Genomic DNA, 14,357 nt, shown 5'->3' on the forward strand with positions numbered 1-14,357 from the left:
TCTCTCATGAACCTGCCGTCGCAAGCCCAGATCGTGATCGTCGGCGGCGGCATCGCCGGCTGCTCGGTCGCCTACCACCTCGCGAAGCTGGGTCGCACCGACGTCCTGCTGCTGGAGCAGGGCAAGCTGACCAGCGGGACCACCTGGCATGCCGCCGGGCTGGTGGGCCAGATGCGGCCGAACCGCGCCATGACCCAGCTGAGCAAGTACGGCATCGAGCTGTACGCCACGCTGGAAGCGGAAACGGGCCTGGCCACCGGCTGGAAGCGCTGCGGCAGCGTCAACGTCGCGCGCACGCCCGATCGCATGCAGGTGTTCAAGAAGCAGCTCGCGCTGGCGCGCAGCTTCGGCGTCGAGTGCCACGAGATTTCGCCGCGCGAGGCCGGCGAGAAGGTGCCGGTGATGCGCACCGACGACCTGCAGGGCGCCCTGTGGCTGCCGGGCGACGGCAAGGCCAATCCGGCCGACCTGTGCATGTCGCTGGCCAAGGGCGCGCGGCTGCGCGGCGTGAAGATCGCCGAAGGCGTCGAGGTCACCGGCGTGATCACCGAGCACGGGCGCGTGGCCGGGGTGCGCACGAGCGAGGGCGAAGTCCGCTGCGAAGTGCTGGTCAACTGCGCCGGCCAGTGGGCGCGCCAGTTCGGCGCGCTGGCGGGCGTGAACGTGCCGCTCTTTTCGGCCGAGCACTTCTACATCGTCACCGGCCGCATCGAGGGCGTGCACCCCATGCTGCCGGTGATGCGCGACCCCGACGGCTTCATCTACTACAAGGAGGAAGTGGGCGGCCTGCTGATGGGCGGTTTCGAGCCGCAGGCCAAGCCCTGGAAGGTCGACCCGATCCCGCGCGACTTCCAGTTCCAGCTGCTGGACGAGGACTGGGACCAGTTCGAGCCCCTGATGACGAACGCGCTGCACCGCACGCCCTGCCTGGCCAGCGCCGAGGTCAAGCTGCTGCTGAACGGCCCGGAGAGCTTCACGCCGGACGGCAACTTCATCCTGGGCGAGGCGCCGGAGCTGCGCAACTACTTCGTCTGCGCCGGCTTCAATTCGGCCGGCATCGCCAACAGCGGCGGCGCCGGCCGGCTGATGGCCGAATGGATCCTTGCCGGCGAGCCGGGCCAGGACGTTTGGGAAGTGGACATCCGCCGCTTCGCGCCCTTCACCGGCAACCGCCGCGCGCTGGCACAGCGCACCGGCGAGACCCTGGGCCTGCACTACGCGATGCGCTGGCCGCGGCAGGAACTGGAATCGGCGCGGCCGCTGCGCACCTCGCCGCTGTACGACATCCTGGCCGCCAAGGGCGCCGAGTTCGGCAGCAAGAACGGCTGGGAGCGGGTGAACTACTTCCGGCCGCCCCTTGCTCCCTCCCCCTCCGGGGGAGGGCTGGAGTGGGGGCGCGACGGCGCATCGAGCGAATCAAACACCCCCCTCCCAACGTCCCGGGGGGAGGCGCAATTTCACGGACGCCCGCCGCACACCTTGGGCACGCCCGGCTGGCTGCCCTGGATGCTCGAGGAACAGAAGGCGACGCGCGACGCGGTGGCGATCTACGACCAGACCTCGTTCGCCAAGCTGCTGCTGCAAGGCAGCGATGCGCTGGCGCTGCTGGAGCGCCTGTGCGCCAACGAGATGGACGTGCCGGTGGGCAAGATGGTCTACACGCCCATGCTCAACGAGCGCGGCGGCATCGAGAGCGACCTCACCGTCATGCGCCAGGCGGCCGATCGCTTCCTGATCGTCACCGGTTCGGCCCAGGCCACGCGCGACGCCGACTGGATCGGCCGCCACATCGCGCCCGGCCAGCACGCGGTCCTCACCGACGTTTCGGCGATGTACGCCGTGCTGTCGGTGATGGGGCCGAAGGTGCGCGACTTGCTGCCGCGCGTGAGCCCCGACGACCTTTCGCCCGAAGCGCTGAAGTTCTCCTGGACCCGCGAGATCGATGTCGGCTTCGCCCGGGTGCGCGCCGCCCGCATGAGCTACGTCGGCGGGCCGGGCTATGAGCTGTACGTGCCGATCGAGATGGCGCGCCATGTGTACCTCGCGCTCGCCGACGCCGGCGCGGAACTGGGACTGCGCGACGCCGGCTACTACGCGCTGGACGCGCTGCGCATCGAGCAGGGCCGCCGCGCCTGGGGCGCCGAACTGGGACCGGACGAAACGCCGTGGGAAGCGGGGCTGCACTTCAGCGTCCGGCCGGACAAGGCCACGCCCTTTATCGGCCAGCCGGCGCTGCGCCGGGCGCAGGGGCAGCCGCTGCGCAAGAAGCTGGTGACGCTGCTGCTGGCGCCGCCGGCCTATGCCTGGGGCGGTGAAACCATCCTGCTGGGCGGCGAGCCGGCCGGCGAGATTTCATCGGCCGGCTACAGCCCGCTGGCGGGATGCTGCGTGGCGCTGGGCTATGTGCGCGGCGCGGCGGCCCAGGTGCGGCACGAAGGCAGCGAGGCGCACATCGATCTTTGGGGCGAGGCGGTTGCGGTGCGGCTGCACGACCGCTGGCCGCCGGCACGCTGAGCCCGGCAGTTAGGGCCTGTTAACAGGCCCTAGCTCAGCCGGCGCGATCGGCCCGCAGCGGCGGCGCGGCGTCCGGCGCCGCGGGCTGGTCGCCATGGTGGGCGGCAGCGACGCCGGCCGATCCGCCGGACAGGTCCTTCAGCCGCTGCTGCAGCATCTTGCGCTGCAAGGGCCGGCCTAACTCCTTGGTGTAGTAGGCGACCTCGAATTCGTCGCGGGCCGGCCGGCGTTCCTTTTCAGGTGTCATCAACTCAGCATAGCGCCGGGCCGGGGCGACAGCGTAGGACAACAGCCCATCCGTCACTCGGACCAGTCCGATTGATGAGTCGGCAGGGGACGCGCCCGGACTCCCGGGCGAAGCCGTGCGGGCTTAACATGGAAGCCCCCGGTCGCTTTTGCCAAGGAGGCTCTCATGCCGACATCCGCGGACATTGCCGCGCTTCGAACCCTCGCACTGGTCGGGCCGGCAACGTCGGGCAAGACGACCCTGGTGGAAGCACTGCTGTGGAAATCGGGCGCCATCGGCGCCCCCGGCAGCGTGGAACGCGGCACCGCCGTCAGCGACTACGACCCTCTGGAGAAGAAGGCGCAGCGCTCGCTCGCCGCCTCGGTGCTGCGCCTGCGCCACAACGGCATCCAGGCCCATCTCATCGACACGCCCGGCGCCAGCGATTTCCTGGGGCAGTCGCTGCCCGCGCTGGAAGCGGTGGAGACCGCCGCCGTCGTGATCGGCGCCACCACCGGCGTCGAACCGATGGCGGTGCGCATGATGCAGTGGGCCGCCGACCGCGAGCGTGACCGCATCATCATCGTCAACAAGATCGACGCCCAGGGCGTGAACCTGGAGGCGCTGGTGGGGGAGATCCAGGCGGCCTTCGGCCGCGAGTGCCTGCCGGTGAACCTGCCGGCCGAGCGCGGCGCGCGCGTCGTCGATTGCTTCTACGACCGCGGCGGCGACAGCAGTCCGGCCACCGACTTCTCCTCGGTGGCCCAGGCGCACCGGGCGCTGGTCGAACAGGTGGTGGAAGTCGATTCCGCTTTCGTCGAGCGCTACTTGAGCGACGGCGACGTCGACCCCTCCGAGCTGCACGCGCCGCTGGAGCAGGCGCTGCGCGAGGGCCACCTGGTGCCGATCTGCTTCGTGTCGGCGCGCACCGGCGCCGGCGTGCCGGAGCTGCTGGACGTGATCGCCAAGCTGCTGCCGGACCCGACCGAGAGCAACCCGCCGCAGTTCCTCAACGGCGACGGGCCGGATGCCAAGCCCATGCAGGCGCAGGTCGATCCCGCCCGCCATGTGCTGGCCCATGTGTTCAAGATCGCGCAGGACCCTTATGTGGGCAAGATGGGTGTGTTGCGGGTGCACCAGGGCACGGTCACCCGCGACAGCCAGCTTTACGTGGGCGACGCGCGCCGCCCTTTCAAGGTCGGGCACCTGTTCGCGCTGCAGGGCAAGGAATTCCAGGAAATCCAGCGCGCGGTGCCCGGCGACATCTGCGCCCTGGCCAAGGTCGAGGAACTGCACTTCGACGCGGTGCTGCATGACGCCACCGAGGATGAGCGCATCCACCTGAAGCCGCTGGACTTCCCGGTGCCGGTGCACGGGCTGGCGATCGAGCCCAAGCGGCGCGGCGACGAGCAGCGCCTGCACGACATCCTGCAGAAGCTGGTGAGCGAAGACCCCTGCCTGCGGCTGGAGCACGTGGCCGCCACCAATGAGAGCGTGGTCTATGGCCTGGGCGAGCTGCACCTGCGCACGCTGCTGGAGCGCCTGACCGACATCCACCACTGCGAGGTCAACACCCGGCCGCCGCGCATCGCCTACCGCGAAACCATCACCGCGCCGGCCGAGGGCCACCACCGCCACAAGAAGCAGACCGGCGGCGCCGGGCAGTTCGGCGAGGTGTTCCTGCGGGTGGAGCCGCTGGCGCGCGGCGCCGGCTTCGAGTTCGTCGACCAGGTCAAGGGCGGCGCCATTCCGTACAACTTCATGCCGGCGGTCGAGAAAGGCGTGCGTCAGGCGCTGGAAGCCGGCGTGATCGCCGGCTATCCGGTGGTCGACTTGCGGGTGACGGTGTACGACGGCAAGCACCACAGCGTGGACAGCAAGGAGATCGCCTTCATCACGGCCGGCCGCAAGGCGGTGCAGGCCGCCGTGCAGGCGGCCCGGCCCAGCGTGCTGGAGCCCATCGTCAACGTCGAGATCGCCGCGCCAGAAGCCAACATCGGCGACATCACCGGCGACCTCGCCTCGCGCCGCGGCCAGGTGAGCGGCACCGCCAATTCCGCCGGCGGCCTGGCGGTGCTGGCGCTGGCACCGCTGTCCGAGCTGTCCAGCTACCAGTCGCGCCTGAACGCGCTGACCGGCGGCCAGGGCCGCTACACGCTGGCGTTCAGCCACTACGAGCCGGTGCCGCCCACCGTGCAGGCGCAGCTCACCTCGCAGTACAAGATCCGCGAAGAGGCCTGACGCCGGCCCTCAGGCCAGCAGCTTGCGCACCTCGCCCGGCTTCATCCCGTACATCTCGGCAAAGGCCTCGACGCTCTGGCCGCTGGCGGCGTAGGCGCGCCGCAGCGCCTCGCGCCTGGCGACCCGGCTGCCGATCTCGGCGAACGCTTCGTTCAGCGCTTCGAGCGCGGTTTCGTCGCTCGCCCGCACCAGCTCCAGGTAGGCCTCGCGCGACAGCCCCGAGGCCTCGATCGCCCGCACCAGCCGCACCTGCAGCCATGAGCGGGCATCGGGCGAGCGCGCCTGGCGCCGCCGGAACACCTCCATGATCGCGTGGTGCACGTGTTCCGGCGCCACCTCGCCGACCGGGTTGCCGTCCAGGTCGTGGCGCTTGGCGCCCGAAGCCACCGCTTCCAGGTACCTGGTGGAACGCGCGTGCGCGCCCAGCGCCGCCTTGAGTTCTTCCTTGCGGAAGCCCTCGGGGTGACGCGCCATCAGGTCCTCGAACACGCCGAGCTTGAGGGGCAGGAAACGCGCGCCGAAGAGCTTGGGATGCAGCTGGAACAGGCGCTCGAGCACCGGGCGCACGTCGACGCGCGCCTTCTGCGCCTTGGGCGGCTGCTGGGCCTGCTGGGCCTGCTGGGCCGGTGCGTCGGCTTGTGCTTCCGGGGATGCGGTGGTCGGGGTATCGGACATTCGGGAATCTGCTCTCGCGCGAGCCCCGAACTGTACGCGCTTCCGTCGGGCAGAATCCGGGCGCATGAAGATCGAAAAAGACACGGTGGTCACGCTGCGCTACAAGGTCGCCGAGGCCAGCGGCAAGCTGATCGAGGAAAGCCGCACGCCCATGGTGTACCTGCACGGCGGCTATGAGAACACCTTGCCCAAGATCGAGGCCGCGCTCGAGGGCAAGGAGGCGGGCCACGAGGTGACGCTGCAGCTCAAGCCCGAGGACGCGTTCGGCCAGCGCGACGAGTCGCTCAAGCGCACCATCAGCAAGAAGGAGTTCCCGCCCGGCGTCAAGGTCGGCGGCCAGCTCGAGGGCCACACCGACGACGGGCGGCCGCATGTGTTCCACGTCATGAAGATCAAGGGCGACCAGGTCCTGCTCGACGGCAACCATCCGCTGGCGGGCCGGGAGTTGCGCTTCTCGCTGAAGGTGGCCGGCGTGCGCCGGGCCACCGCCGAGGAGATCGCCCACCGCCATGTGCACGGCGAGCACGGACACCAGCACTGACCCGGCTCGTGTGCATGAGCTTTAGATTCCGGCCAGCGTCCCCAGCTAAGGTCTCATGAGCACGCACCCCATCCTCCAGATCCAGCCGCTCGGTTTTCCCTGGGCGACCGTCGACCCGTTCCTGTTCTGCGCTTACCACGACGATGCCTACCCGCAGGGCAACGGCGCGTTCGGCCCCAAGGTGTCGCTGGCCGGGCGCGACATCGGCCAGGACTTCAGCCGCAAGGACGGCTGGAGCATGTACCACGGCGAGACCGTGCCGGGCTTTCCGGCGCATCCGCACCGCGGCTTCGAGACGGTGACGGTGGTGCGCCGCGGCCTGATCGACCACTCCGACTCGCTGGGCGCCACCGCTCGCTTCGGCGAAGGCGACGCGCAGTGGGTGACGGCCGGCAGCGGCATCGTGCATTCGGAGATGTTCCCGCTGCTGCGCGAGAGCGAGGCGAACCCGCTGGAGCTGTTCCAGATCTGGCTGAACCTGCCGGCCAAGAACAAGATGGTGCCGGCGCACTTCACCATGTTCTGGTCGGACCGGATTCCGCGCCTGGCGGTGAAGGACGAGCAGGGCCGCGAGACGGTGGTGTCCACGGTTGCCGGGCCGCTCGAAGGCGCGGACACGCCGCTGCCGCCGCCGCCCGACTCCTGGGCGGCGCAGGCCGAAGCCGACGTCGCCATCTGGACCATCCGCATGCAGCCCGGCGCGCGCTGGACGCTGCCTGCCGCCAGGGGCGGCGAAGGCACGCGGCGCACGCTCTATCTGTTCAAGGGCGCCGAAGCACGCATCGCCGGCGAGGTGGTCAAGGCGCCGTCCGCCATCGCGCTGCAAGCCGGGGTGCCGGTCGAGCTGGTGGCGGGCGACACCGAGGTGGAGTTCCTGCTGCTGCAGGGCCGCCCGATCGGCGAGCCGGTGGCGCAGTACGGGCCGTTCGTGATGAACACGCAGGCCGAGATCATGCAGGCGATGCAGGACTACCGTCGCACCCAGTTCGGCGGCTGGCCCTGGGCCGACAGCGCGCCGGTGCATGGCGGTGAGCCGCGCCGCTTCGCCCGGCATCCGGGCGGCGAGGTGGAAGACCCGGCCGGCTGAGGCCCTGAAGTCCTCGCCCTGGCAGCGGCAACCCGCCCCGGGTGGTGAGCGCCGCCCATCCGGGTGAAGCTCACCGCTTTCCCGTGACGCGCGGGCGAGCCTGCCCGCGCCGCCCTACGCCGCGCGCTCTTCCGCCGCCTTGAGCCGGTTCACCAGGCTGACGTATTCGCCCATCGCCTGCTCGCGCGCCACGCCGCGCTTGCCGGACCAGGCGTCGTACTTCGCGCGCCCCACCATGTCCATCACGCCAGGCCGCGCGCCGGTGATATCGCCGGCACTGCCTTGCTTGTACAGCGCATAGAGCGCCAGCAGCGTGTCGTTGTCGGGCGCCCGGCGCAAGGTCTTGGACAGCGCCGCGGCCGCCTCGAACGCATGCTCGGCGGGGCTCGGCCCATCGGGCAGCGGACTTCCGCCGAAGTGGGCGTCCTCCAGGGCCACCTCGTCGGGGAACCAGCGTGCGTCCAGCAGCCGCCCCTGCCGCAGCGTGAAGGCCAGCACGCCTTGCGACGCCAGTGAATTCGCCCTCAGCGTGGCCGGCACCACCGCCATCCCCGCGTTCAGGACAGGCGCCCCGAAGGCCGTGAACCCCGCGCCCGCGCCGGCCCAGCCCTGCAGCTTCGCCAGGCCTTGGCGTCCGCGGAAGATGCCGCTGGCGCGATTGGCGCCGGGCTGGTACCAGGCGAAGTCCGGGATGCCGCGTTCGTACAGCGCCGCGAAGTCGCCGCGCTCGAGGTCGTCCTGTGCGCCGGCCAGCAGCTCGCGCATCTGCGCCGGGGTCATGCGCGGATCGTCGGCGGCCATGCCGAGCGAGCGGGCGGGACTGGCATCGAAGAATTCGAGCACGTTCTTCGCGACGATCTCCCGGTCGTTGTCCACGCACACCATGTGATAGCTGTCCTCCAGCACCACCATGCGCGCCTGCCCCGCACGCTTGCCGGCGCCGATGTGCTCGACGAGGAAGTGGGCCGACCGCAGGCTGGTCAGCTCGTCCTGCCTCGCGTGGACGACCAGCGTCGGGCAGCGGATGCGATCCAGCCCGCGCATGACGGCGCCGCGCAGGCGATCCACTTCGCGGATGCAGGCCAGCGGCACCCACCCGTAGTGAAAGTTCTCGCCGCGCTGGAACTTGGCCTTGACGATCGCGCGCAGTTGCTCGTTCTTGATGCCGTAGGGGTCTTCCTCCTCCACCTTCATGCGCTCGGGGACGCGCGGCACCAGATACAGCAGCGGACGCAGGCTGCGGTACCAGGGCGTGGCCCAGCCGTCGATATAAACCGGCGGGGCCAGCGCCACCAGCCGGCCCTTGGTATGCTGCTCGCGCTTAACGGTCTCCACCGCGAGCAAGGCGCCCATGCACATGCCCATGACGTGCAGCACCTCGTGCTGGCCCAGGACCTCCAGGTACTTCGCCCGCACGGCCTGGATCCAGTCGTCGGCGCGCACGCCGGCCAGGTCTTCCGGCCGGGTGCCGTGGCCGGGCAGGGTGAGCGCGTGTGTGACGAAGCCGGCGTTCTTCAGCCGCTTGTGCATGGAGCCCAGGTCGTACTGCGTGCCGCCCAGACCGTGGATGAGGAAGACGCCGGGCTCATCCATTGGCGATTTCCAGCGGCGCCGGGCGCAGCAGCGCTGCCACCTGCTCGACCGCACCATCGGCGCCGTGCACTCCGGCCAGCCGCTCCCGCACGCGCAGCGAGCGCCCGTCGCCCAGGCGCACCGCGTAGTCGTGCTCGATCACGGGCAGCTCGCCGCTCGCGACCGCAGACCAGGCCGCCTGGACCAGGCCACGCTCGGCGGCATCGATGCGATCGTGCCATTGGCTCACGCTGCTGACATCGCCGATCGCAGGGCCCAGCAGCTGGTCTGCGCCCTTGCCCCAGGTCGCGCGGCCGGTGACGGCGTCGTATTCCACGCTGGCCACGCCCACCGCCTGCAGCGTGCGCTCGTAGCGCAGGCGCCAGGCGCTCGCCTGCTCCAGCGCCGCGCGCCGTCCTTCGGACAGGGCACGCGTCAGCAGCATGACGATGGCCCAGATCGCGATGAAACCCTGCACCTCGACCACCGCTTCGCCCTGGAAGCCTTCACTGACGGCAAAGGGACCGCCGCCCCGGGCGGTGCGCCAGATCAGCAGCAAGGAGCCGAGCAGCATGGCAATCGCCCCGCCACGCGGACCCCACAGCAAGGCAGCCAACAGCAGGAAGGGCATGGGCAGGTAGGCGAGGGTCGCCGCAAAGCTGCCGAAGCGCCTGTCGCTTTGATCGGCAAACACCATCAGCGCCACCACCGTGAAGGCCGCGAAGGCCGCGAGGCCACCCAGGAAGGGCGCCATCGGCAATCCGCCCGAGCGTTTGACCCCAAAACCGCGAAACGCGGTGATCACCGGCGCCACCAGCAGCAGTCCCACCGCGGCGGACAGCATCCAGGTGAGCCACTCGGCCGCGACGTCCGAGCCGGGCCGCTGCCAGCGCCACAATTCAACCGCCAGCACCGCGCCCACAGCCGAGCCGGTCAAGGCGCCCGTGACGAGCAGCGCGGCCCCCGCCGGCGACTGCGGGTCCTCGCGGCCCAGCGTGGCGATCGAGGCGGCCAGCCCCATGCTGACGATCTCGATGGCGCCGAAGGCCAGCGCCGGAACCGGGCCGAAGTCGTGCCGGATGTAGCCCCACGCCGCCACCGCGACACCGGCCCCGGCAAGGATGGCCGGCCAGGACCAGCGCACGCTGACCAGCAAGGCGCCGAAGGTGATGCCACTGCCCAGCCACACGGGAATGCGCGCGGTGGCGCCATGGGCCAGGGAGTGCGACAAGAACGCAGCCGCCAGGACCAGCACGGCCACCAGCAAGGCTCTTTGCAGCTGTTGCATCGCGAGAGGGGCCGTCTTGGGAATGCGTGTGCCCGAGGCAGGATATACGGCGTCCCGCCTCTGTGCAAGGTCGTCGACCTACCGGACAATGATCGCCACCCTCATCGACCCAACCCAGTTGGCGGAAAGCAGGTAGGCAGCGATGTCGCTTCTCGGGAGCCGCGCTTGCATCGTGGCTGCATGGTGGATCCTGGCGTTCTCGCTTGGCGGGCTCGCTGCATGCTCGCCCTTGGACCGGCTCGATGCCGTACCCGCCCACCTGCAGGATGAGGCTCATGTTCGCTTGCCCGGGGCGCCGGGATTGATTCGTTTCCAGGTCGGTAACAGCGAGGCTGAGGCAGTGCTCGCCGACGAATTGGTCCACTCCTGGATCCGCGAGCGCGCGTACCTCTCGTCCCAGGGCCACACCGGCCCCTTGCCGCCCGCCGCATTCCTGGCCATCTCGGGCGGCGGCGACAAGGGAGCATTCGCTGCAGGGCTCCTCAATGGTTGGACGGCTGCGGGCACCAGGCCGCAGTTCAAGTTGGTGACCGGCATCAGTACCGGCGCCCTGATTGCCCCTTTCGCATTTCTCGGTCCGGCCTATGACGAGCAACTGAAAGCGTTCTACACCACCACGTCCGCGAAGGACATTCTCGAGGCACGCAGCATCATCGCCGGACTGACCAGCGATGCCATGGCCGACAGTCGGCCGCTGCGCAAGCTGCTGGGCAAGCACGTGAACCGGGCATTGCTCGATGCGATTGCAGCGGAGTACGCCAAAGGGCGCGAATTGTGGATTGCCACCACCGAGCTCGACAACCTCCGGCGCTACGTCTGGAACATGACGCGCATTGCCGCGAGTCAGGACCCAGCGGCATTGGATCTGTTCATTTCACTGATGCTGGCCTCGGCGGCACTCCCGGGCCAGTTCCCGCCGGTCTTGATCGACGTTGAAGCCGGTGGCAAGAAGTATCAGGAGATGCATGTGGACGGAGGTGCGATGGCACAAGTCTTCGTCTACCCCGTCGGTCTCGATTTCGAGGCCTTGTCGCTTGCGCACAATGCCTCACGCCAGCGAACGCTCTACGTCATTCGCAACGCGCGCCTGGATCCGGAATGGGCACAGATCGAGCGCAGAACATTCACCATCGCGTTCCGCGCCATTGCTTCGCTCGTCCAGACGCAAGGCGTGGGTGATCTGTTCCGCATCTATCTGGGCGCGGAGCGCGATGGCATTGACTTCAATCTCGCGCATGTTCCCGCGAGCTTCAACGTCCCGCACAAGGAGCCATTCGATCCCGAGTTCATGCGCGCCCTGTTCCGGGTCGGCTACGACTTGGCCGCCAACGGCTACCCGTGGGAGAAGGTGCCACCCGGTTTCGTCAGGGCGCAGTACATCAACGACAACCCGCGGCCGCGACGAATCCGGTCGAAGGTCAGCCCTTGGGCGAGACCGAGACCCAGCGCCACTCCAGCCAGTTGTCGGCGCGGTGCACCACGTTGACGCCGCTGCGCGCGGCCCAGGGGATCACCTGCCGGTGCAGCGGGATGTGGTGCACCTGCTCGTTGTGCTCACGCAGCGCGGCCTTCACCAGCTGCTCGCGCTTGGCCGCATCGGCTTCCTTGCTGGACGCCTCGATCAGCTGGTCGAGCTTGGGATTCTTGTAGTTGCCCCAGTTGTAGTAGCCGACGCCGCTTTCGCCGCGTGAATGCAGCACCGGCGTGAGCGTGGTCTCGGCATCGGTGATCGCGCCGCCCCAGCCCAGCATGTACATGGAGACATCCAGCTTCTCGGTCTTGGGGAAGTAGCTGGCGCGCGGCTGCGCCAGCACCTTGACGTTGATGCCGATCTTGGACCACATGCCGGCCAGCGCCAGGCAGATCGCCTCGTCGTTGATGTAGCGGTTGTTGGGGCAATCGAGCTGCACCGTGAAGCCGTTGGGGTAGCCCGCCTCGGCCATCAGCGCCTTGGCCTTGGCGAGGTCGAAGGGCAGGCGCTTTTCGATGTCCGGGTCGTTGTAGCTGCCCAGCGGCGAGGGCGTCACCGAGCCGGTGATGACCGACTGGCCGCGCATCAGGCTCTTGCGCAGGGTCTCGATGTCCACCGCATGGTAGAGCGCGCGGCGCACCCGCACGTCCTTGAACGGGTTCTTGCCCTTGACGTCGCTGTACAGCAGCTCGTCGCGCGATTGGTCCATGCCGATGAAGATGGAGCGGTTCTCCATGCCGTCGATCACCTTCAGGCCCGGCGTTGCGCGCAGGCGCTGCAGGTCCTGCGGCGGCGGGTCGAGCGCGAAGTCGATCTCGCCCGAGATCAGCGCGGCGGTGCGGGTGGCGTCGTTCTTGATCGGGGTGTAGACCACCTCCTGCACGTTGCCCTCGATCGGGCCCCAGTACGCCGGGTTGCGCTTGAACACCGTGCGCGTGTCCGGCTGGCGCGACACCAGCAGGTAGGGCCCGGTGCCGTTGGCATTGAGGTTGGTGTACTTGTCTTCCTTGTTCTTGAAGTCCAGCGGCGCGCCCGCGTTGTTCTTCTCGCTCCACGCCTTGCTCATGATGTAGATCGTGGTCGCGTGCTGCAGGAAGATCGGGTTGAACTGCGCCAGGGTGAACTCCACCGTCAGGCTGTCGACCTTGCGCGGCGTGCCCAGGGCGGTGGCGTAGGCGCGGAACGGCGAGGCCGTGTGCGCGGCGCGGGCGATCGAGAACAGCACGTCGTCCGCCGTGAAGGGCGTGCCGTCATGGAACTTGACGTTGGGACGAAGCTTCATGCGCCACAGGGTCGGGCTCACCTGCGTCCACTCGGTTGCCAGCGCCGGCGCGATGCCCAGCTGCTTGTCGCGCATCACCAGCGTGTCGTACACCTGGCCGTTGATGGAATTGGTCAGCAGCTCGTTTTGCGAGTGCGGATCCATCGTCTGCGCGTCGCCCTGGCTGGCCCAGCGCAAGGTCTGGGCATACCCGGCGCCGCTCAGGACGGCCGCAAGGGCAAGGACCGCAAATCGGGACTTCATCGGTGCCTCCGAGGAATGGATGGAAAAGCATTATTGGCAGCGCTGCCGAGGCGGCGCAAGAGGCGCTGCCCGTAACGGCAGCTCTACGTTCCGGAAACTTTCTGGACACCTGGCGCCAATAGAGTCAGGAAGCTCGAACACAAGAACCCTCACATGCCCTGGCCCCAACGGCGACATTCGGACGAATCGGACCTCATGGGCCGGCTCGCGGCCGGCGACCGCCAGGCGCTGGACCTGATCTACCGGGCCGAGGCGGCCGAGGTCTACCGGTTCGGCATCGCGATGTGCGGCAATGCCGCCTGGTCGGCCGACGCGGTGCAGGACGCCTTCGTGCACCTCGCCGAGAAGCCCAGGGCCTACGACCGTGCGCAAGGGCCGCTGCGCGCCTACCTGTGCGGCATCGTGCGTTACCGGCTGCTGGCGCGCTGGCGCGAGTCCGCCGGCATCGCCACGCTCGAGGACGAGCCGGAGGACGACGCCGGCTTCGCCGCCGACCACGCGGCCCCGGCGATCTCGCCCGAAGCCGGTCTTGCGCGCGCGCAGGACACGCAGGCGCTGTGGCAGGCGATCGCGCGCCTGCCCTGGGTGTTTCGCGAAGCGCTGGTGCTGGTCGACCTCCAGGAACGCACCTACACCGAAGCCGCGCAGATCGCCGGCGTCGAGATCAACACGCTGCGCACGCGCCTGCACCGCGCGCGCAAGCGCCTCGCGGCAGCGCTGGCTCCCGCATCAACCGCCTTGCAGTCATGAACGATCCGGAACTGACCCGCCACTTCGCGCTCGGCTCGCAGGAGCTGCGCGCGCAGATGCCGCCGGCGACGCTGCTGCCGGCCATCCATCGCCGCCTCGACCGCGGCCCCTGGGCGCCGCGTGCGCAGCGCCCGCACCGGTGGTCCTGGTTCGGCTGGGCTGGGCTGGGCACCGCCTGCGTCGCGCTGGCCGCGGTGCTTCTCGTGGATGCCGTCGCCCCCGGCAACCTGTCCGGGACGGCCAGCGACCCCGGCTTCATCGCGCTCGTCGACGATGAGGTCTGGCAGCAGGCGCAAGGCGAACCCAGCCGCACCTGGCTTGTCACGACCGAAATGCCGCACACGCGCCTGGCCGCGCTCGGCCTGCCCTATGACCCGTCGCGGGCCGGCGAGCGGGTGCCCGCGCAGCTCCTGATGCACAGCTCGGGCGAAGTACTCGCCCTGCGCGTCAATTCCCCATGAAGGACA

General features: G+C 69.4%; 12 protein-coding genes. 7 read left to right on the forward strand and 5 right to left on the reverse strand.

Annotation, left to right across the window (positions count from 1 at the left end; translation table 11 throughout):
- Positions 1 to 6 precede the first annotated feature (6 nt).
- On the forward strand, positions 7 to 2,514 hold the full coding sequence (locus UC35_RS09965; protein WP_061498746.1) for a GcvT family protein: 2,508 nt from the start codon (positions 7 to 9) through the stop codon (positions 2,512 to 2,514).
- A 34-nt stretch (positions 2,515 to 2,548) separates the two neighbouring features.
- Here UC35_RS09965 and UC35_RS09970 read toward each other — a convergent pair whose 3' ends face one another.
- Positions 2,549 to 2,761: a hypothetical protein gene (locus UC35_RS09970; RefSeq protein ID WP_061498749.1), complete on the reverse strand. Its 213-nt coding sequence runs from the start codon at positions 2,759 to 2,761 to the stop codon at positions 2,549 to 2,551.
- A 165-nt stretch (positions 2,762 to 2,926) separates the two neighbouring features.
- Between UC35_RS09970 and fusA the strand changes: the two genes are divergently transcribed.
- Positions 2,927 to 4,981, forward strand: a complete 2,055-nt coding sequence (gene fusA / locus UC35_RS09975) for an elongation factor G (RefSeq protein ID WP_061498753.1) — start codon at positions 2,927 to 2,929, stop codon at positions 4,979 to 4,981.
- A 9-nt stretch (positions 4,982 to 4,990) separates the two neighbouring features.
- Here fusA and UC35_RS09980 read toward each other — a convergent pair whose 3' ends face one another.
- Entirely contained in the window at positions 4,991 to 5,656 is a 666-nt protein-coding gene (locus tag UC35_RS09980; RefSeq protein WP_061498756.1) for a ProQ/FinO family protein, read from the reverse strand.
- Between the two features lie 64 nt (positions 5,657 to 5,720).
- Between UC35_RS09980 and UC35_RS09985 the strand changes: the two genes are divergently transcribed.
- Together UC35_RS09985 and UC35_RS09990 are read left to right on the forward strand one after the other, a co-directional pair.
- A complete protein-coding gene (locus UC35_RS09985; protein WP_061498758.1) occupies positions 5,721 to 6,197 on the forward strand; it encodes an FKBP-type peptidyl-prolyl cis-trans isomerase in 477 nt (158 codons plus the stop codon).
- Between the two features lie 55 nt (positions 6,198 to 6,252).
- A complete protein-coding gene (locus UC35_RS09990) occupies positions 6,253 to 7,284 on the forward strand; it encodes a pirin family protein (RefSeq protein WP_061498761.1) in 1,032 nt (343 codons plus the stop codon).
- A gap of 114 nt (positions 7,285 to 7,398) precedes the next feature.
- Here the strand turns inward: UC35_RS09990 and UC35_RS09995 are convergent, their stop codons facing one another.
- Both UC35_RS09995 and UC35_RS10000 read right to left on the reverse strand, forming a co-directional pair.
- Positions 7,399 to 8,877: an acyl-CoA-binding protein gene (locus tag UC35_RS09995; RefSeq protein WP_061498764.1), complete on the reverse strand. Its 1,479-nt coding sequence runs from the start codon at positions 8,875 to 8,877 to the stop codon at positions 7,399 to 7,401.
- Positions 8,870 to 10,144, reverse strand: a complete 1,275-nt coding sequence (locus UC35_RS10000) for an MASE1 domain-containing protein (RefSeq protein WP_061498766.1) — start codon at positions 10,142 to 10,144, stop codon at positions 8,870 to 8,872. Before UC35_RS10000 ends, UC35_RS09995 begins: the two co-directional genes overlap by 8 nt.
- 172 nt (positions 10,145 to 10,316) lie before the next feature.
- Between UC35_RS10000 and UC35_RS10005 the strand changes: the two genes are divergently transcribed.
- Positions 10,317 to 11,630 carry a patatin-like phospholipase family protein gene (locus tag UC35_RS10005; RefSeq protein WP_227820517.1) on the forward strand — a complete coding sequence of 438 codons (1,314 nt, stop codon included), beginning with the start codon at positions 10,317 to 10,319 and terminating at the stop codon, positions 11,628 to 11,630.
- On the opposite strand, the gene UC35_RS10010 is transcribed toward UC35_RS10005, so the two are convergent.
- The gene (locus UC35_RS10010) at positions 11,563 to 13,140 is read right to left on the reverse strand and encodes an ABC transporter substrate-binding protein (protein WP_061498769.1); all 1,578 of its coding nucleotides are present in this window, start codon (positions 13,138 to 13,140) and stop codon (positions 11,563 to 11,565) included. The two genes, UC35_RS10005 and UC35_RS10010, sit on opposite strands and share 68 nt — an antisense overlap.
- A gap of 153 nt (positions 13,141 to 13,293) precedes the next feature.
- Between UC35_RS10010 and UC35_RS10015 the strand changes: the two genes are divergently transcribed.
- A complete protein-coding gene (locus UC35_RS10015; RefSeq protein WP_082792996.1) occupies positions 13,294 to 13,890 on the forward strand; it encodes an RNA polymerase sigma factor in 597 nt (198 codons plus the stop codon).
- Positions 13,887 to 14,351 (forward strand): hypothetical protein, encoded by a 465-nt coding sequence (locus UC35_RS10020; RefSeq protein ID WP_061498775.1) that lies wholly within the window; start codon positions 13,887 to 13,889, stop codon positions 14,349 to 14,351. Before UC35_RS10015 ends, UC35_RS10020 begins: the two co-directional genes overlap by 4 nt.
- Positions 14,352 to 14,357: the final 6 nt, after the last annotated feature.

Source organism: Ramlibacter tataouinensis, assembly GCF_001580455.1.
In the GTDB taxonomy this organism is placed as follows: domain Bacteria; phylum Pseudomonadota; class Gammaproteobacteria; order Burkholderiales; family Burkholderiaceae_C; genus Ramlibacter; species Ramlibacter tataouinensis_B.